Consider the following 20,764-nt stretch of genomic DNA (forward strand, 5'->3'; position numbering starts at 1 on the left):
TACTAAAAGTGCTAAAAAACAAAAAACCGCTATTGAGCGGCTTGTCTTAACACCGAAATGCTCAAAACTATAATAAGCATAGCATTTCGTGAATGTTTCATATTTTATCGTTTGCGGTCACAATTTTAGACTGACTAGAAACTACTCGCAATAAAATTCACCCGGAAATCCGGGTGAATTGTCACATTCTTCTGAATTTATTTAACGAGTCATCCAATAAGCTATTCACCAGCTAAATATTGAGTGTCTAATTGACAGAATGCGAGTAGCAACGATGAGACGGAGGCGTAGAAACCGAATTCATCAACGTCATGACATTTCACGTTGAACTTTGGTAACCAAGTCAGCAGTTGTTGTTCGATAAACTGCTGTTGAGCGGCAAATGAATTCTCTAGTTCTTCTTCAATATTCGTTTCGTTTGAACGAATGATCAAGTTACCAAGGAAATCGAGTTCGATAGCAATGTGGTCTGCTGGCTCTTTTAGATCTTGGTTCACAACTAAGTTGTGCTTAGCCATGATCTCTTCCATATCTTTTGCTGGCTTATCATTCAAAAGGCCAGTTTCGCCGATATACATTGAAGCGTAAGGAAGAGCGCCGTGCTTATCTGTCTTTAAGAAAAGATCGCAAAAGTCTGCAGACAGTTCTAGCTGAGCATCTTCACGAGTTTGTAGGCGGTTCAGCGCATCCACTAACTTATCAATCGCTGGCTTTAGTGTCTCATTTTCGCCTAAACCAGTTAGGAAAGAACGAATTTCAACAGAGTGGTAGTGATCGAGTTCTTCTTGAGTGAGCTCTTTGGCAAATAAGCTTGATAGCCACCAGTATATTTCTGCTCTTTGCTCGTTGAACGCTTTCGTATCTTTCATTTGTTAGATCCTGACTTAGTCTTGTGATGTTGCTTATATGCATCTTGAAGTCACTTGGGCATAAGCACACCAAGGCTGAATAACAAGGTTATTTGCGAAACGCAAAGTTACTCGTTAGTAGTAATGCCTATATTGAATTGCGATGGACGATAAATAGCAAGGTTTAAGATTGTCTTGTATCAAAAAAAATCCATGTTTCTGGCTTTTATCTTCTGTACCACTAGAATTGTTACTAGTTATGAATAGAATAGTCACTGAAACTATTAAATAAGAAAAGTGGTGTAGATGAGCTATCACGTATTAGTCGTAGAAGATGATGTGGTAACCCGCAGTAAACTGGTTGGATACTTCCAGAACGAGGGTTACACAGTGAGCGAAGCAGAAAGCGGCGCTCAAATGAGAAACGTGTTAGAAGAAAACAACGTTGACCTCATTATGCTGGACATCAACTTACCAGGCGAAGATGGATTGATGCTAACTCGCGAATTACGCAGTCAATCAGACATTGGAATTATTTTAGTTACTGGACGCACGGATAGCATCGACAAAATCGTTGGCCTTGAAATGGGCGCTGACGATTACGTTACTAAACCCTTCGAACTTCGCGAGTTATTAGTTCGAGTTAAAAACCTACTTTGGCGTATTTCTGCTGCTCGTAAAACAGCAGCGGGCGCAGTCGAAGAAATATCAGATGAGTCTGTGGTTCGTTTTGGTGAGTGGACATTTGATATCCCTCGTCGTGCGTTAAGCAAAAACGGCGAACCGGTGAAATTGACCAAAGCAGAATACGAACTGCTAGTGGCTTTGTCTTCTTACCCTAATCAAGTATTAAGCCGCGAACGTATTTTGAATATGATTAGCCACCGAGTGGACGCGCCTAATGACCGTACTATCGACGTATTGATTCGTCGTATGCGTGCAAAAATGGAGTTTGATCCTAAGAACCCACAAATTTTTGTGACGGTTCACGGTGAAGGTTACATGTTCGCTGGTGATTGATTTCCTTCGGGAGTGATTAATCAACAACGACATTTAAACGTAAAAAGCCGAGACATCATTGATGTCTCGGCTTTTTTATTACTCAGCTTTTACTGTTAACGACCAGAGAATCTACAAATACTTGGCGACTCTGTATGCTTAAGATGAGTTTAAAGATTCAATGGGCTTATTGAGGCTGAGCCGCGGAAACTTCACCGTCATCTTCAATTAAGCTGGAAGCTTCTGGAATAACAGGCTCTTCAACAATGTCATTGCTTGTATCTAGCCAATCACGCAGGCTTTGCCAAACCAATCCCATGGTTTCGTGCCAGTAACGCTCAGTCTGCTCAAGGTATAGCGCTTTCGGCATGTACTTTTCCCACGGCTCAACTATACCTTCTTGTGCAAGGTAGTTAGTTGGTGCCGGCAGTGGTTTCATTCCAGCAGCATTGAATTCGTTCAGTGCGCGAGTCATATGGCTCGCTGAAGTCACCAAAACCATTCTTTTATTCTTAACGAACGCAGCGGCTTGGCGGGCTTCTTCCCAAGTGTCTTTTGCGGTTTCAAGCAGAATGATGTCGGGCTTTGCTACGCCAAGTGCTAAAGCCACTTTAGCCATCATTCTTGCGTTACTTACTTCAGTGCCTGCGCCATAGCCAGACAAAATGAGTTTTGCACCAGGGTAGAGGCGTAGAATACGAATCCCTTCACTTAAACGCATCAGGCCGGTGCGGCTAAGTTCTGATGTCGGTGGAATTTGGTCGTCTACGACGTGACCACTTCCAAGAACCATCACGTAATCGACGGTTTCATCGACAGGTAAAAATGCGGTGTGTTGCCTTTCCATTGGCATTAAAAGTTGACTAGAAACTGGCTGGAAAGCGATTAGGAAAATACCACATAGGGCTGAGAGGGTGATTAGGCAACCAGTCTTCCTTTTGGTAGTAAACATCACTAGGGCTAAACCCAGAAAAGCGAGAATTAACATTGCTGGCAGTGGCATCAATAGCGAAGACACTACTTTTTTCAGCTCAAACATATCCGAATAGTCCGAAAAAACATCACTTAGTAGTAAAAAGAGACATCGCCTCTTTATTCCTGAAATTCCTGTGACAGAATAGCAGGCACGATAGGACATAATAACTCAAGTAGCCGTGACTGAAGACCGTAATTTCGACGATATTGCCCACAAATTTGCAAAAAATATTTACGGCTCTGACAAAGGAGAGATCCGTCAGATCATCGTATGGGAAGATTTAGAACAAGCTTTGAGCAAGTTTGAGCAATCAGCTTCGCCGCTGCATGTGCTTGATGCTGGAGGCGGCCTTGCGCAGATGTCGCAAAAAATTGCGTCGCTTGGGCATAACGTTTCTCTGTGTGATCTCTCTTCTGAAATGCTGAAGCTCGCCGAAGAAAGTATCAGCGAAGCGGGTTTGCTAGAGCAATATCGATTTATTCATTCACCGGTACAAAAAGTCGCAGAACATCTCGATGAGAAAGTCGATTTTGTGATGTTTCATGCCGTAATGGAATGGTTAGCCGATCCTAAAGAGGCGCTTGATTTATTGCTTGAACAAGTTAAGCCAGGTGGTGTTGCCTCGATAATGTTTTACAACCACCACGGATTAGTCCTGAAAAATGTGATTTGTGGCAACATTCCTCATGTATTGAATGGGATGCCACATCGAAAACGGTTTAAGCTGCAACCACAAAAAGGCTTGAAGCCGGAAGAGGTTTATCAATGGATAGAAGACGCTGGTCTAGAAATCTGTGGTAAATCAGGCATTCGCTCTTTCAGTGACTACATAGGTAATATGGAGTACATGGGCGATTACCAATTTGAAGATGTATTGGAACTGGAAAAACAGCTATGTCGCCAAGAGCCATATCTGTCACTAGGCCGTTATATTCACGTTTGGGCTCAAAAACCTGCGCAATAACAGCGGTGAATGTGGTAAAAGAAGCCACAACATGCGCTATGCAATCGTAACAAGCCCGCGTCATAAAGAAATAGGCGTCATATCTAATACATTCGATATGACGAAGAACAGTAACAGGAACCACAATGAGTGAAATGACTCAAACTGCCGAAGAGCAGCCAATTGATGAGTTGGTGGGCTGGGTCAAGCAGCATGATTTTTCATTAAACTTGCCACCAGAGCGCTTAGCATTTTTGATTGCTATCGCAGTACTAAGCACTGAAAGGTTCGATGAAGAGTTGGGCGAGGGTGAACTGCACGATGCATTTACCATCGTCACTCGACTGTTTGAAGATACTGGCGAAGCGTCCGCGTTTCGTGCCAACAATGCCATCAACGAGTTAGTTAAACAGAAGTTGATTAGCCGCTTTACCAGCGAAATCACCGATGGTGCGAGTATTTATCGCTTATCACCATTGGCGATTGGTATTTCAGATTATTACTTACGCCACCGTCAGTTCTCTAAGTTAAAACTGTCTATCCAGCTTTCTATGGTTGCGGACGAGATGGCAAAAGCCATTGAAGCAGCACAAAAAGGCGGAACTCCAGGACATTGGAGAAAGAATGTTTACGGCGTGCTCAAGTATTCTGTTGGTGAAATTTTCGATCAGATTGATCTTAACCAACGTGTTATGGATGAGCAGCAGCAAACCGTTAAACAGCAAATTGCCGACCTTTTAAACAAGGATTGGCGAGAGGCGATTAACAACTGTGAAACCTTGCTTTCAGAAACCTCGTCCACACTAAAAGAATTGCAAGACACCTTGCAAGCGGCGGGGGATGAACTGCAAACACAGATCCTCGATATTCAAGAAATTGTTTACGGTGACGATGAACTCGAGTTCGTTGGCGAAACCCTGTTCGGCTTGCAGATGAAGCTAGACCGAATCACCAGTTGGGGCCAACAAGCCATCGATTTATGGATCGGCTACGACCGCCATGTTCACAAGTTCATCCGTACCGCGATTGATATGGATAAAAACCGCGCCTTTAGCCAGCGCTTGCGTCAGTCAGTCACTGACTACTTTGATGCGCCTTGGTTATTGACCTACGCCGATGCTGAGAAGCTGACGGATCTTCGTGATGAAGCGCTCGTGCTTCGTGATGACGAAGTGATGGGACAAGCACCAATCGACGTAGAGTACGAAGAATTTGAGCAAGTAAATGACCTGCTTTCAGATCGAATTGCAGAGATGTTAAAAGCTCACAAACAGCAAGGCGCGCCAATTGATCTTGGCCTTGTGTTACGCGATTACCTCGCTGCACACCCTCGCACACACCATTTTGATTTAGCCAGAATTGTTGTCGACCAAGCCGTGCGCTTAGGTTACTCAGAGTCTGACTATCAGGCTATTCAGCCAGATTGGCAGGCAATTAACGATTTCGGTGCAAAGGTACAAGCAAATGTCATTAACAAGTACTGATGATTATATGCCAGAGAAACTGGTAAAAGCGATAGCGAACCCACTGTTCCCTGCGCTAGATAGCATGCTGCGTTCAGGTAAGCATGTTTCAACAGAAGACCTAGATAACCACGCGTTGCTGTCTGATTTTGAAGTTGAGCTTCAGCATTTCTATCAACGCTACAATACGGAATTGGTAAAAGCGCCGGAAGGTTTCTATTACCTGCGTCCGCGTTCTACGTCTCTGATTGGTCGTAGTGTGTTGTCTGAGCTCGACATGTTGGTTGGAAAGGTGTTGTGTTTCTTATACCTAAGCCCAGAACGTCTTGCTCATGAAGGTATCTTCACCAACCAAGAACTGTTTGATGAGTTGATGTCGTTAGCGGATGAGAAAAAACTCATGAAGCTAGCAACCAACCGTGCGTCTGGTTCTGACCTAGATAAAGAAAAGCTGTTCGAAAAAGTACGTACTTCTCTACGTCGCTTACGCCGTATCGGTATGTTGATTGCGATTGGTGAAACCGGCAAGTTCCGTATCAGCGAAGCGGTATTCCGTTTTGGCGCTGACGTTCGTGTTGGCGATGATATGAAAGAAGCGCAGTTACGTCTTATCCGTGATGGTGAAGCTATGGTGCATACCCAAGAGCCTAACCAAGGTAGCTTGTTGAATGAAGAACAAGCGGAAGCCACATCAGAAGTAGATGCAGACGTAGACGAAAACGGTCAACAAGACATTTTTAACGATCAAGCTGACTTTGACCTTGAGTCAAATGCTGGCGAACAAACAAAAGTAGAAGGTGAAGCATGATTGAAAGAGGTAAGTATCAATCATTAACCATGGTCAACTGGAACGGCTTCTTTGCGCGTACTTTTGATATTGATGGATTGGTTACAACGCTTTCTGGCGGTAACGGTGCGGGTAAGTCGACCACAATGGCGGCATTCATCACAGCACTGATCCCTGACCAAAGCCTTCTGCATTTCCGTAACACAACGGAAGCGGGTAGCTCACAGTCATCTCGTGATAAAGGCCTTTACGGTAAGCTTCAGCCAGGCGCATGTTATGCCGCACTAGATGTTGTGAACTCTCGTAATCAGCGTCTATTGTTTGCAGTAAAACTGCAGCAAGTCGCGGGTCGTGATAAGAAAGTCGACATTAAACCGTTCGTTATCCAAGGCCTTCCAAGCCATGTGAAACCAACGGATGTGTTGATTCAGAACGTTTCAGACAGCCACGCTCGCGTATGTCAGTTGAACGACGTGAAAGCGGCGGTTGCACAATACGAAGGCACGCATTTTAAGGCCTTCTCTTCGATTGTTGATTACCACTCGCAAATGTTTGAATACGGTGTGGTACCGAAGAAACTACGTAACAGCAGCGACCGTTCTAAGTTCTACCGCCTAATTGAAGCATCACTTTACGGTGGTATCTCAAGTGCGATTACGCGTTCTCTGCGTGATTACCTGTTACCGCAAAATGGTGGTGTGAAGAAAGCGTTCCAAGACATGGAATCAGCACTACGCGAAAACCGTATGACGCTAGAAGCGATCAAAACGACTCAGTCGGATCGTGATTTGTTTAAGCACTTGATCACTGAATCTACCAATTACGTGGCAGCAGATTACATGCGCCATGCTAACGATCGTCGCAACAAGCTTGATCAAACCATGAAGTTCCGTGGTGAGCTGTTTGGTTCTCGTGAAACCTTGCTTGATCAAAACAACTTGTTGAACCGCGTTCAAGAAGAACTAGAGTTACTTGTCGATCAAGAATCAGCACTAGAGCAAGATTACCAAGCGGCTTCGGATCATCTGCAATTAGTTCAAACTGCACTTCGTCAGCAAGAGAAAATTGCCCGCTACAGCGAAGATCTAGAAGAGCTTAACGAGCGTCTAGAAGAGCAAATGATGGTGGTTGAAGAAGCTCAAGAGCGAGTACTTCTTGCTGAAGAGCAGGCAACCATCACTGAAGAAGAAGTGGATAGCCTGAAAACTCAGCTTGCTGACTACCAACAAGCGTTGGATGTTCAGCAAACGCGTGCACTTCAATACCAGCAAGCGGTTCAAGCATTAGAGAAAACTAAGCAGTTGCTTGGTGATGAATCTATTACGGCAGAAAGCGCACTAACTCTGGTTTCAGAGCTAAAAGCACAAGAAGAATCAAGCACTCAAACGCTACTGTCGACGAAGCATAAACTAGACATGTCTTCTGCTGCTTCTGCACAGTTCGACAAAGCGCTCGCTCTTGTTAAAAGTATTATCGGTGACGTTGAGCGTAAAGAAGCGTCTAGCAGCGCTAAGCAAGCTTTAGAAAAAGGCCGTAACGCAAAACACGTTGTTGAAAATGAACAGCAGTGGCGTGCTCAACACCGCGATATGGCTCGTGATGTGGCTCAGCAGCGTCAAGCAAAAGAGCTTGCGACTGAATACCAAAAGCAACACAACATCTCACTGACTGACGAAGCGGTTTTCGATGAAGAACGTGAACGTCACGCTATGCAGATCGAATCTCTTGAGTACGCTCAAGAAGAACTGCGTGAAGCGAAGAGTGAGCAACGTCGTGTGCAACAAAACCACGACCAAGAGATTCAAAAGCTTGAGTCCATTGCTCCAGCGTGGATCACGGCAAACGATGCGCTTGAAGCATTAAGAGATCAAACCGACGCTGAGCTAGAAGATAGCCAAGCGGTGATGACTCAAATGCAGCAAGTGCTTGAAGATGAGAAATCTCAAGCGGTAGCAAAAGATCAGTTGGCTACGCGCCGAGCTGAACTTGAGCAAGAGATTGAGCGTTTAGCTTCGCCAGGTGGCTCTAACGATCCTCGTTTGAAAGGTCTGGCGGATACGCTTGGTGGCGTGTTGCTTTCTGAGATCTACGATGACATCACGATTGGTGATGCGCCGTACTTCAGTGCGATGTACGGCCCAGCTCGTCACGCAATTGTGGTTTCTGATCTTGATGGTATTAAAGAGAAGCTGGTGGATCTTGATGATTGTCCAGAAGACCTTTACATCCTAGAAGGCGATGTCGACGCGTTTGATGACAGTTCATTTAATGCCGATGAGCTTGAAGGCGCAGTATGTGTTCAGCTGAACGATCGCCAAATGCGTTACTCACGTTTCCCTGAGATCCCACTGTTTGGCCGTGCGGCTCGTGAACAACGTCTAGAGAAATTGCGCGAAGAGCGTGACGTTGTTGTTGAGAACCACGCGAAAGCCGCGTTTGACTCTCAAAAGCTGAATCGTCTATATCAAGCATTCAACAGCTTTGTTGCGAAGCACCTGCACGTTGCGTTTAACGCAGACCCAGAACAAGCACTTGCTGCGATTCGTGATAAGCGTAATCAAATTGTTCGCTCTCTGGCTGAGCTTAACTCTAAAGAGCAGCAGCAACGTAGCCAGCTTCTACAAAGCAAGCAGGCACTCGGTGCGCTAGATAAATTAGCTCCAATGGTTCGTATTTTAGAAGACGAAACATTGGCTGAGCGCTTAGCTGAATTAGAAGCACAACTAGAACGTCTGAGTGAAGCTAAGTCTTACTTGAATACGCACGACAAGGCGCTTGCTTCTCTAGAACAGATCGTATCTGCACTAGACGCTGACCCAGAGCAGTTCGAAGCTTTGGAAGCCGAATATCGTCAATCTGATAACGCGCTACAAACGCTAAAAGGCAAAGTGTTCGCACTGTCTGATCTGATTGAGCGTCGTCACTACTTTGCTTACGCAGATTCTGTTGACTTGCTTAACAAGAGCAGTGAACTGAGCGAGCAACTGAAAGCGAAATTGGTTCAAGCAGAACAAGCAAGAACCAAAGGCCGTGATGGCTTGAAGCAAGCTCGTGAACAGATGAACCAATACAACCAAGTATTGGCGGCATTGAAGAGCTCACATCAAGCGAAGCAAGAGACGGTTCAAGAGTTCAAACAAGAGCTACAAGAGTTTGGCGTAAACGCTGATGAAGGCGCTGAAGAGCGTGCTGTACGTCGTCGTGACGAGCTTCAAGAGCGTCTACATACATCTCGCAGCCGTAAGAGTGAATACGAGCGTACGATTACGTCAACAGAACTTGAGATGAAAGCCCTAGCTAAGCGTCTTAAGAAAGTTCAAAAAGAGTACACCGAGCTTCGTACTTTCGTTGTTGCAGCAAAAGCAGGCTGGTGTTCAGTACTTCGCTTAGCTCGTGAAAATGATGTTGAACGTCGTCTACACAAGCGTGAACTGGCTTACCTAACGGCGGGCGAGCTTCGTTCTATGTCGGATAAATCACTGGGTGCTTTACGTCTAGCTGTAGCTGACAATGACGACCTACGTGATTCGCTGCGTCTATCTGAAGACAACGCACATCCAGAGCGTAAGGTTCTGTTCTATATTGCGGTTTACCAACATCTTCGCGAGCGTATTCGCCAAGACATCATTCATACGGATGATCCGGTAGAAGCAATCGAAGAGATGGAAGTTGAGCTAGCCCGACTAACAGAAGAACTGACGCAGCGTGAAAACCGCTTGGCGATCAGCTCTGAGTCGGTAGCAAGCATCATCAAGAAAACGATTCAGCGCGAGCAGAACCGTATTCGTATGCTGAACCAAGGTTTGTCGAACATCTACTTTGGTCAGGTTAAGGGCGTACGTCTGAACGTTAAGATTCGTGAAAGTCACGAGATCTTGCTATCAGGTCTAGCGACTCAGCAAGAGCAACACAAAGACTTGTTTGAATCAACACGCTTTACCTTCTCAGAAGCGATGGCGAAGTTGTTCCAACGTGTTAACCCACATATCGATATGGGTCAACGTTCTCCACAAGTTCTAGGTGAAGAGCTACTGGATTACCGTAACTACCTAGAGCTAAGTGTTGAAGTTAACCGTGGTTCTGATGGTTGGTTACAAGCTGAATCGGGCGCACTTTCTACCGGTGAAGCGATCGGTACTGGTCAATCTATCCTATTGATGGTTGTTCAGAGCTGGGAAGAAGAGTCTCGTCGACTTCGTAGCAAAGACATCGTTCCATGTCGCTTGTTGTTCCTTGATGAAGCAGCACGTCTAGATGCGAAATCTATCTCTACACTGTTTGAACTGTGTGACCGTCTAGGTATGCAGCTTCTGATTGCAGCACCAGAGAACATTAGCCCTGAGAAAGGCACAACCTACAAACTGGTTCGTAAGGTCTTTAAAGATCACGAGCACGTACATGTTGTTGGCCTGCGCGGTTTTGCTCAAAACAAACCGGCATCCCCAGTTCAAGAGCTTATTGAAGAAGCTGAGCAATAACCTTGATAGCCGAGCAATAAGCTTGATAACTGAGTTATAAGCTCGAAAGCGACTCAATGATATTTGTACAAAGCCCCTAATCAATAGGGGCTTTTTTGTATCTTGAATCTAATTTCCTCAACTGAACTCCTCTCGCCTAATTCTTTTATCGATACTGATAAGACCACTCATACCTTATGGTTATTATCAATGGAACTTGTTTGAGGTCACACGCACAAAACCACAAATAATGTATGGTAATGACATAGATTTAATAATATTAATAATATTATTGTATTACTTAAATTTTAATTATTGATTACTCGCGTGTGCGAAAGGTAAAGGTAGGACTTAGGTATGATTCAAATCGTGATTGATGGGAAATATCGAATCGTCGAGCAAGGACAAACCGTTCTTGAAGCGGCAAAAACATGTGGTTTGGAAATCCCATCTTTATGTGGTTTGAACAAAACAGCGGATAAAGTGCCGTGTGATTTGTGTGTCGTTGAAGTTGATGGCGTTGGTGTTACTCGCTCTTGTGAGCTTGAAGTGTCTAATGGGTTGAATATTACCACTCAGTCAAAACAGTTAACGAATCATCGACAAGAAGCGTTGAATCGCATTATGACCGATCACTACGCTGACTGTGAGGCGCCATGCCAAACAGCCTGTCCTGCTGGGGTCGACATCCAATCTTACCTGCACCATATTGCTCAAAATGATCACATCAAAGCGATTGAGGTGATCAAAAAGACATTACCAATGCCGCTTTCAATTGGTCGTGTGTGTCCTGCTTTCTGTGAAACCGAATGTCGTCGTAACTTGGTTGATGAATCCATCGCGATTCGCCAACTCAAACGACACGCTGCCGACGCGGATTTAGCGGCTCAAGAGAGCTACATGCCAGCTAAGAAACCGAATAAAGGCAAGAGTATTGCAATTGTCGGTAGTGGCCCCGGTGGGCTTACGGCGGGTTATTACCTATCTAACGAAGGCTATGATGTCAGTGTCTATGAGTCGATGCCGCAAGCGGGTGGTTGGCTGCGTTACGGTATCCCTGAATATCGCTTACCTAAGTCGATTCTAGATAAAGAAATCGAGTTGATGTGTCGCAACGGAATGGTGGTTGAGTGCGGTAAAAAACTCGGTGTTGATTTTACACTGTCTGATTTAAGTAACGATTTTGATGCGGTTTGTTTAGCCGTTGGTGCATCGCAAGCGGTCGAGATGAATTACCCGGGTAGCGAACTCGGAGGTTGTTATTTGGGTGTCGATTATCTGAAAGATTACGTGACCGACCAGCAGTACGTCACTGGTAAAAAGGTTGCCGTGATCGGTGGCGGTAATACAGCGATTGACTGTGCTCGAACCGCAGTTCGTGATGGCGCGGATACTACGCTGATTTATCGTCGTACTCGAGATGAGATGCCAGCAGAAGATTACGAAATCGAAGAAGCTGAACATGAGGGTGTGAAGTTCCACTTCTTAACCAACCCTGCAGAAAACATAGCCGATGAAAATGGTCATGTATCAGAAATACGATTAGAACGAATGGCTTTGGGTCCTGCTGATGCTTCAGGCCGCCGCAGCCCTAAACCAACTGGCGAGTTCTTTGTTGAAGCGTTTGATACGGTTATTGCTGCCGTGTCGCAAAAGCCTGATCTGAGCTTTATGGACAATGAAGCGATTGATATTCCTCTTACTCGTTGGAATACCGCAGATGCTGATCCACAAACCATGCATACCGGAACCGGAAATATTTTCAGTATTGGTGATTTCCGACGCGGCCCTGCAACCGCAGTCGAAGCGGTGGGGGATGGGCGTATTGCTGCACAAGCGATCGATCGCTTCTTCCACGGTGATATGGACAATATTCCGGCCAAACCGTTTAACTCAAGAAAACACAAACAGCTCAAAGCGGTGGATCCTGAGCAATACCAGTCGATACAACGTATGGCTCGTAAGATCATGCCAGAACTAACGCCCGAGCAGCGTGAACAAAGCTTTGATGAAGTAGAAACAGGGTTTGATAATGCTGATGCAATAGCGGAAGCAGCAAGATGTCTAGAGTGTGGCTGCCAAGCCAATACCGATTGCGACCTACGAGACTACTCGACCGAATACAAAGCAACGCAAACGCATCCAGAGTACAAAATCGATGTGGCTTCGAATGAGAGTTGGCAGGCGATTCGTGCTGAAGAAGCGAAGGTCGGGTTAACAAGACAAAAATTTTCGGTCGATGACAGTTCTGAGTTCATTATCTTTGACGCCAACCGCTGTATCAGTTGTGGCCAGTGTATCCAAGCCTGTCGCGAACAGAATGTTCATGGCGTTCTAAGCTTCATGAACCAATCCGATGGCAAACCTGCATCAAGACCCGAATGTCGCCCTAACTTTGGGGCGGACAAGACCTTAATGGGCGACTCAAACTGCGTTCAATGTGGATCGTGTATTCAGGCGTGTCCAACCGGTGCAATGGTGGATGCTCGCGACAGAAAGCAGGGAGACACAGACGTACTCAAGAAAGTCGATACCATCTGCACCTATTGCGGTGTCGGCTGCAAGCTAACCATGCATATCGATGAGCAGAAAAACAAAATCCGCTATATCGAAGGCGGAGACTCTCCGGTTAATGAAGGCATGTTGTGTGTTAAGGGACGATTTGGCTTCGATTTTGTGGGCAGCGATGCGCGTTTAACCACACCATTAATTCGTAAAGATGGCTGGTTGCAACCTGCAAGTTGGGATGAGGCAGTTAAGCTTATTGCCGAGAAGTTTACTGCGATTAAGCAAGGCTTTGGCAGTAACGCTTTAGCGGGGTTCTCGTCGGCGAAAACCACCAATGAAGATAACTATGCCTTCCAAAAATTCATACGTCGTGAACTCGGTACCAATAACGTCGATCACTGTGCGCGCCTTTGTCACGCATCTACTGTTACTGGTTTAGAGGCTTCGCTAGGTAGCGGGGCGATGACCAATGATATTCCAAGCATCAAGCACTCAGATGTGATCTTTATTATTGGCTCCGACACCACGTCAGCACACCCAATTATTGGCTCGCATATCAAGCAAGCTGTGAGACATGGTGGAGCGAGATTGATCGTTGCCGATCCAAAACGAATCGATATTGCTGACCATGCTGAACTTTATTTAGCGCACCGACCGGGTACTGATGTAATGTTGATCAATGGTGTGATGCAGCAAATCATCAAACACGGTTGGTACGACCAAGAGTATATCGAAGACCGTGTGGATGGCTTTGATACCTTGCTTCAAGAGGTAATGTCACCAAGTTATTCACTAGACAAAGTGGAGCTGGTAACTGGCGTTAAAGCGGAAGACATCTTCGCAATGGCGCGATTGATTGGTACTGCAGAGCGTACAGCGGTGTACTACTCGATGGGCATTACGCAACATACCACTGGTCACGATAACGTTCGATCAATCGCTAACCTACAGCTCTTGTGTGGCAATATCGGAATTGAAGGCGGCGGTATCAACCCATTACGTGGTCAATCCAATGTTCAGGGTGCGTGTGACATGGGCGCATTGCCAAATAACCTTCCGGGTTATCAGAAAGTGTACAACCCAATGGTTCGTCAAAAATTCGCGATGGAGTGGGGTGTTTCTGACCTACCGGCTGAAACAGGCTTAACGTTGACCGAAATTATTGATGGAGCGTGTCATCGAGATGTTCGTGGTCTGTACGTAATGGGCGAGAACCCAGTGCTGAGTGACCCGAACCAAGCGCATGTGATTGAAGGTCTTGAAGCGTTAGATTTCCTCGTGGTTCAAGATATTTTCTTAACCGAAACCGCTCAATATGCCGATGTGGTGCTACCGTCTTGCTCGTTTGCTGAGAAGTCTGGTCATTTTACTAATACCGAGCGTCGTGTTCAGCGTATTAACCCGGCGGTATTGCCTCCAGGTGAAGCGAAAGAAGATTGGGTGATTATCCAAATGTTGGCTAATGCGATGGGCGGCAATTGGGAATATGACTCGGTTGCTGATATCACCAATGAGATAGCGCGTGTCACGCCACAGTATGGTGGTTTACGTTGGGAGAACATTACGGTGAACGGCGTGCAATGGCCAAGTAATAAGAACAACCCTGATGGCACACGTATCATGCACCAGACCCAATTTACGCGTGGGCGTGGTCAAATGGAGGCGATTCCGTTTAGATACGCTGCTGAGCTACCGGATGCGGAATACCCGTTAGTATTAACGACAGGCCGTATTCTAGAACAGTTCCACACCGGAACCATGACACGTAAAACAAAAGGGTTGGATAACTTAGCAGGGCCGCGTGCCATGGTGAGTGTTCATGATGCTGAAGCGCTAGGTATCTCTAATGGTCAGATGCTTAAGGTCTCAACACGTCGTGGTGAAATCGAAATCGCGGCCTTTGTGACTAAACGAATGCAAAAGGGTGTGGTATTTATTCCATTCCATTTTGTTGAATCACCAGTTAACCGTTTGACTACCACAGCGACTGATCCACACGCGAAGATCCCTGAATTTAAGGTGGCGGCTGTGCGTATTGATCCTATTCGTGAGCCTGAGAGTGAAGTAACAGAGGCTTAATCATATTAGCTCGGTGAAGACGGCTGGCATTAAAAAGCCGCGTAACTCTCAGAGTTATGCGGCCTTTTTATCGAGCTAGATTCAGTATCAATAACTGAGTCGTTTCGCTTTAATTTAGATGAGCTTAGTTTGGAACAATTTCGCTACCGTGAACACCAAATTGCTTAGCAGCGTAGGCAACGCGCTCTGCTGGTTTTGGGTATTCAGCCGGTGTGCCCAGGTTTTCAATATGATGCAAGCGAGGTAATAAACCTGCGCCGTTTGCAATCTGTATTGCTAATCCAGGGCGAGCGTTTAGCTCCAGTACCATCGGGCCTTCTTCTTGGTCTAAAACCATGTCCGTACCCATGTAACCAAGGCCTGTCATTTCCCAAGCACTTGATGCAAGTGTCAGCAGCTTTTCCCAATGGGGTACTTGTAGTAGCGCCAACTCTTTACCCGTATCTGGGTGGTGAGTCACTGGGTGGTCAAATTGAACCGCACGAACGGCTTTACCCGTAGCGATACAAATACCTACGCCCACAGCACCTTGGTGCAAGTTAGCTTTACCATCAGAAGCCGAAGTCGATAGACGCATCATCGCCATTACAGGGTAGCCCTTGAATACAATGATTCGTACATCTGGTACACCCTCGTAACTGAAGCCGTCAAAACACTCGTCAAACTTGATGAGGTTTTCAACTACAGCAACATCGTTCTTACCACCGAGTGAGAAAAGACCCGCGAGAGCGTTACTGATGTGGCGCTCTACGTCTTCTTCATTGATAGTCGAACCCGATGGCTTGGTGTAAACGCCGTCCTTGTGAGAAGTCACAACAAGGATACCTTTACCACCACTGCCTTGAGCTGGCTTGATTACGAAACCCGGCCACTCTTTTACCATCTTGTGGATTGTTTTTACTTCAGCTTGATGACCAATCACGCCAATCAGTTTTGGTACAGTAGCACCAGCCTGTTCAGCAATGATCTTCGTCTTAAGCTTGTCATCAACGAGTGGATACTTGGAACGATCATTGTAGCGACCAATATAACTATGGTTACGCTTGTTCATTCCCATTATGCCTTTGTCTTTCAACCTAAACGGTGAAGTAAACTGATCAAACATAACTTAGTCCTCCGCTAGCGGTTTAAAGCGACGAAGCTCGGTTAGACGGTATCCTGTGTAGTTACCTAGTAGCAAGATGGTCGCTAGAATAACAAGTTGTAAACCAATAAAGTTAAACGTTAAGTGCTGAATGAACGGGTTAGTCATGCCTAAGTAAACAAGAACCGCAGTGAATAGAGAACCACCACCTTGCAGCATTACTTCTTTCGCGCCTTCTTCTTCCCATAGGATAGACATACGTTCGATAGTCCAAGATAGGATAATCATAGGGAAGAACGTAATAGATAGACCTTCAGTCAGACCCACTTTAAACGCGACTACAGTAAACACAGAGATAATCATGATTACCGTGATGATTACGGCGGATATCCTGGCTACCAAGAGCAAGTTGAGTTTGGACAAGTAACTTCGAATAATCAGACCCGTACCTACAATAAGCAGGAAGCCAACAATACCCGTTACCAGTTGTGTTTGTACAAAGGCTACCGCAATCAGTACTGGCATGAACGTACCAGACGTTTTCAGGCCGATGATGACACGTAGGAACACAACAATCAGAGCACCGATAGGAATCAGCATGATGGTTTTAAACATCGCTTGCTCTTCTAACGGTAGGCTGTGAATTGAAAGGTTTAACAGTTGATCAGCAGAGACTTTACTATTGGTTGCTTCCGTTGGTGAAACCTCTTGAGCAATCATAGAGAAGTGAACTTTACTGTTCTGACCGCCAACAACATCCAGTAGAGAAACGTTTGATTCGTCCCAGATGAGTAGGTTTGGTTGAACTTGTTGTTCGCTTGATTCAGGAGAGAATAGAACCCACTCGTCGTTATCCCAGATCTGAATCATGTTTTGAATCGACTGACGACGACGACCATCTTCTAGCTCGATAACACCAACCACTTTGTTGTGTATTTTCGCCGCTGAAAGTAGCTTGTGTGTCGCTTCCACTTTGGTCATGTTGTTCAGAATCAGCGCTGAGTTTTGGCTGTCTGGATCATTAAGTGTTTTGATGAGCTCACGGGTAAAAGTGATATTGTCTGCAGAACGTTTTGTCGCTCTATCAATCAATGCAAGAGAAGCCGCTTCTTCAGGGCCGTCGAAGCTTGGTTGCGAGACTTCACCTTCTGGTGCGATAGCATCAACTTTTGCTTGGTTGTCGACTAGGAATTGTGTTTTGTAGTAGATGGTTTGAGGGCCATCTGCGTATCGAATAGACCACTCTGCGCGGCGACCTGATTCGGTATTCAAGTAAGAGATACCGTAACCCGGCGATGAAGCCGATTCGCCGATAAGTGTGTAGTTAGACTGAGTATGAGGAGCCGCTAAGGAAACTTTTGCTTCTTTGCCTACTGCGTTGAACTCGATGCGAGCTTCAACGTCCCAAACCTGTCTGGTTTCCCCTGGAGTCCAAGGTACACCGTAGGTCGTATGTCTGAACATACTCAGTGTTATACCTGCCACAATAAGCAGGAATATAGAGATATAAAATGGAATTCTTGACGTCATAGCTTACCCTACTATTGTTATTTAACTTCCGTTTGTACGTACTTTTTACTTACATCTACTAGCGCTATGTCTTTGATAAATTCGCTCCCTAGTAACACAGGGTGACTCATTTGAGAGCGATCCGCCAATGTAAATTGCGCTTTTTCATGGATTTTTCCAACTTTCACCCATAATTCGATCACAGCTCGACGTTCTGCTTGATCATTGGTTGATTGACGGATTTTTACATAACGTACAACAGGCGCTTCAATCCATTTCTGGTCTTCTTTAGCTTGGGCTTTGTCGTCTAGGTGAAATTTAACCCAGTTCTTGCCGTTACGTTCGAATTCTTTGATATCGACAGCGTTTAAAGAAGAGGTGGTTGCACCTGTATCAACACGAGCATCAAAGCTTTGCTTGATAGAGTCGATAAACACTTTTTCGATGCCGCCAAGGATAGTCGGTTGTGATATAGGAGCGATAGGAGCAACGGCAATAGCGACCGGTTCCCCTTCCTCTAGCTCTTCAATAACCTTGTGTTCCATGCTCGTTAGATGGGTATCTAATTGACTAGAAAGGGTAGTAATTTCGTCTTCTAAGCTTTCAATATAGTCACTTTGATTGCTTAGTTGCAGTTCAAGATTTTGAACCTTATTTGCGATGTTTGTCTCTGAGCGGGAAATAGCGTCGAGAGTTTCTTGGTGGTAGGTAGCACCATTTGTAAGAGTACAACCAGAGAGCAAACCAACCGCCACAATAGGCGATAATCGCTTAAACATAAAAAAACCTTTGAGAATTAGAGAATAGTTCAGACTATTTAGAAGTTTAGCCCACAAAAAAGGATGCGTGAAGCATCCTATTGTAAGAGTCTGGTCATATTGAATCGCAATGTGAGCGCTACGCCAATTATTGCTATTTGGAATAGCTCACTTATTAAACACAAGTCAATTTTTGTTCAATTCTTAAGCTAAGGAAGCAAGGTTCACCGCGAAATTAACAGTGGCTTTTTGACCATGCAAGCAATTGTTTTGCTGCCTTAATAGGCTTGTGCTTTATTTACTCAATATGCCACTGCTTTGTGGGCAGTAAATCTATGGCTTTGTTGCTACCAGAATCGCACGTCTCGGTGCAGGGTGACCTTCAACCGTTTTACTTGGATCGTTCGGATCGAGGTAATCTGGAAGAGAGTTGTGTGTCATCCATTCTGTGGTGCGTTGTTCACCAATTGTCGTGACATTTTCGTCAACGATTCGTACGTCTTCAAAACCAACTTGTTCTAGCCAGCGTTTCAGTGCGCGAGCTGAAGGGAAGAAGTAGACGTTTCTCATTTGCGCGTAACGGTCAACCGGAACTAATACTGCGTTCTCATCGCCTTCAATCACCAAGGTTTCAAGAACCAGTTCACCGCCAGACACCAATTGGTCTTTCAGTTGAATCAAGTGGTCCAGTGGTGAACGACGATGGTAAAGCACGCCCATGCTGAATACCGTGTCGTAGGCTTCTAGCTTTGGGAGCTGCTCAATACCTAGAGGTAATAGGTGAGCTCGTTGGTCATCGCCCATCAACTTACGAATTGCTTCAAACTGAACCAAGAATAGGTGGGAAGGATCGATACCAACCGTTAAGCGAGCACCTTCACCCAGCATGCGCCACATGTGGTAACCATTGCCACAACCTACATCGAGAACCGAACGGTTTTTTAATGGAGATATATGTGGAAGCACACGATCCCATTTCCAGTCACTGCGCCACTCTGTATCGATATGGATGTCGTGAACCGTATAAGGACCTTTTCTCCACGGGTGGAAAGTCTTCAATAAGCTTTCTAGCTTTTTCAGTTCGCCTGTGTGGTATGGCGTAGAACTACCAATCGTCACTGAATTTTTCAGGTCAACTTGATCTGGCACGTCTTGTGGAATCTTGTTTAGTGCACGTAGCCAGCGGTCAAAGTCACCGTGCTCTGCATTTTGCCAATCGGTCAGTTGCTGTGGCAGGACATTTAGCCACGGCTGAAGGCGAGTATCTTGGGCAATAAGTTGATAAAAATTGGCAAAATTAAACATAGGTTTTCACTGAGTTGGTGGTGTAGAAATTAAATTTGTCACTCCATTAAGAGTGTGGACAAACATGCTAGGGAATCTCGTTTATCGTGTTTGATAAGAGATCCCCAATTCGTTTGTTCCTCGCTCTTGAGGATGACATTTTAGTACGTGCTAACGGTGTCGCGACGGTTACGTAATCTAAAATGTTTACTTTATCGCGAACATTGAACCAAAGTTGAAACATTGGAACCAGACTTCGCTGCTTGAGAAGCCAATCTTATCAAATCGCTCTCTGTGAACAGGGATCGAATCCGGGCGCATCACGTTTTCAATTGCGCTACGTTTCTGACTTACTTCTAGCTCGCTGTACCCGTTAGCACGTTTGAAATCATGGTGCAGGTCGATAAGCAGTTCATTTGAGCTTTCATCTTCGAATACGTATTTTTCTGACAGGATTAAGATCCCGCCTGGGCGCAAGCCAGCATGAATTTTCTCAAGCAGAGCGTATCGATCGTCTGGAGAAAGAAATTGCAGCGTAAAGTTAAGCACCACAACAGAAGCGTCTTTGATTTCCACTTCACGGATGTCGGCTTCAATCACTTCTACCGGTGTGTCACTGCGGTAAGCATTAACGTGCAATTTGCAGCGCTCAACCATGGCTTCTGAATTATCGATCGCGAAAATCGTGCAGCCTTCTTGCTGAATGTGACGACGCATAGAAAGTGTCGCAGCACCAAGCGAGCAGCCAAGGTCGTAAATATTTGAGTGTGGCTTTACAAAGCGCTCAGCCAGCATGCCGATTGCAGAGATGATATTGCTATAGCCAGGCACCGAACGTTGAATCATATCCGGAAATACTTCAGCAACCCTTGCATCAAAGGTGAAGTCTCCAATTTTATCAATAGGAGCGGAAAAGATATTGTCTGTGTTGCTCATAGCATTTTCTCTCGACAGTCAGCGTAATTGGCACAAAATTCGTACCAAATAAAAGGGGGCGTATTTTACGTAAAAAAAACGCCACTGTCACGAAAACTGAGATTTAGCTCAAGGTTCGAAGCTACTTACAAGT

Annotated in this window: 13 protein-coding genes; 6 read left to right on the top strand and 7 right to left on the bottom strand. The window is 45.4% G+C overall.

The window, feature by feature from the left end:
* Nucleotides 1-221: 221 nt before the first annotated feature.
* On the bottom strand, nucleotides 222-869 hold the full coding sequence (gene torD, locus ACED46_RS00450) for a molecular chaperone TorD (RefSeq protein ID WP_017062095.1): 648 nt from the start codon (nucleotides 867-869) through the stop codon (nucleotides 222-224).
* 285 nt (nucleotides 870-1,154) lie between these two features.
* Here torD and torR point away from each other — a divergent pair, with 285 nt between their 5' ends.
* Nucleotides 1,155-1,868 carry a two-component system response regulator TorR gene (gene torR / locus ACED46_RS00455; protein WP_017062094.1) on the top strand — a complete coding sequence of 238 codons (714 nt, stop codon included), beginning with the start codon at nucleotides 1,155-1,157 and terminating at the stop codon, nucleotides 1,866-1,868.
* A 166-nt stretch (nucleotides 1,869-2,034) separates the two neighbouring features.
* Here torR and elyC read toward each other — a convergent pair whose 3' ends face one another.
* On the bottom strand, nucleotides 2,035-2,886 hold the full coding sequence (gene elyC / locus ACED46_RS00460; RefSeq protein WP_102332487.1) for an envelope biogenesis factor ElyC: 852 nt from the start codon (nucleotides 2,884-2,886) through the stop codon (nucleotides 2,035-2,037).
* Between the two features lie 115 nt (nucleotides 2,887-3,001).
* On the opposite strand from elyC, the gene cmoM reads away from it, so the two are divergent.
* From cmoM to fdhF, 5 genes are all read left to right on the top strand, one after another.
* Complete coding sequence (gene cmoM, locus ACED46_RS00465) at nucleotides 3,002-3,787, top strand: tRNA uridine 5-oxyacetic acid(34) methyltransferase CmoM (RefSeq protein WP_017063509.1); 786 nt, start codon at nucleotides 3,002-3,004, stop codon at nucleotides 3,785-3,787.
* A 125-nt stretch (nucleotides 3,788-3,912) separates the two neighbouring features.
* Nucleotides 3,913-5,250, top strand: a complete 1,338-nt coding sequence (mukF, locus tag ACED46_RS00470; RefSeq protein ID WP_136982373.1) for a chromosome partition protein MukF — start codon at nucleotides 3,913-3,915, stop codon at nucleotides 5,248-5,250.
* Entirely contained in the window at nucleotides 5,231-6,037 is an 807-nt protein-coding gene (gene mukE, locus ACED46_RS00475) for a chromosome partition protein MukE (protein ID WP_371720705.1), read from the top strand. The genes mukF and mukE overlap by 20 nt, the downstream gene beginning before the upstream one ends.
* Nucleotides 6,034-10,494, top strand: coding sequence for a chromosome partition protein MukB (gene mukB / locus ACED46_RS00480; protein WP_371720706.1), 4,461 nt, complete (start codon nucleotides 6,034-6,036; stop codon nucleotides 10,492-10,494). Before mukE ends, mukB begins: the two co-directional genes overlap by 4 nt.
* Before the next feature lie 336 nt (nucleotides 10,495-10,830).
* Nucleotides 10,831-15,060: a formate dehydrogenase subunit alpha gene (fdhF, locus tag ACED46_RS00485; protein ID WP_371720707.1), complete on the top strand. Its 4,230-nt coding sequence runs from the start codon at nucleotides 10,831-10,833 to the stop codon at nucleotides 15,058-15,060.
* Nucleotides 15,061-15,184: 124 nt separating this feature from the next.
* On the opposite strand, the gene ACED46_RS00490 is transcribed toward fdhF, so the two are convergent.
* From ACED46_RS00490 to cmoA, 5 genes are all read right to left on the bottom strand, one after another.
* Entirely contained in the window at nucleotides 15,185-16,165 is a 981-nt protein-coding gene (locus ACED46_RS00490) for an alpha-L-glutamate ligase-like protein (RefSeq protein WP_029235462.1), read from the bottom strand.
* 3 nt (nucleotides 16,166-16,168) lie between these two features.
* Nucleotides 16,169-17,674: an inactive transglutaminase family protein gene (locus ACED46_RS00495; protein WP_029235905.1), complete on the bottom strand. Its 1,506-nt coding sequence runs from the start codon at nucleotides 17,672-17,674 to the stop codon at nucleotides 16,169-16,171.
* Nucleotides 17,675-17,691: 17 nt separating this feature from the next.
* Nucleotides 17,692-18,432 carry an ATP-dependent zinc protease gene (locus ACED46_RS00500; protein ID WP_371720708.1) on the bottom strand — a complete coding sequence of 247 codons (741 nt, stop codon included), beginning with the start codon at nucleotides 18,430-18,432 and terminating at the stop codon, nucleotides 17,692-17,694.
* A gap of 312 nt (nucleotides 18,433-18,744) precedes the next feature.
* A complete protein-coding gene (gene cmoB, locus ACED46_RS00505) occupies nucleotides 18,745-19,716 on the bottom strand; it encodes a tRNA 5-methoxyuridine(34)/uridine 5-oxyacetic acid(34) synthase CmoB (RefSeq protein WP_017062084.1) in 972 nt (323 codons plus the stop codon).
* A 186-nt stretch (nucleotides 19,717-19,902) separates the two neighbouring features.
* Entirely contained in the window at nucleotides 19,903-20,631 is a 729-nt protein-coding gene (gene cmoA, locus ACED46_RS00510; RefSeq protein ID WP_017062083.1) for a carboxy-S-adenosyl-L-methionine synthase CmoA, read from the bottom strand.
* Nucleotides 20,632-20,764 lie beyond the last annotated feature (133 nt).

The sequence above is a fragment of the Vibrio sp. 1S139 genome, assembly GCF_041439475.1.
GTDB classification, from domain to species: Bacteria; Pseudomonadota; Gammaproteobacteria; order Enterobacterales; family Vibrionaceae; genus Vibrio; species Vibrio crassostreae_C.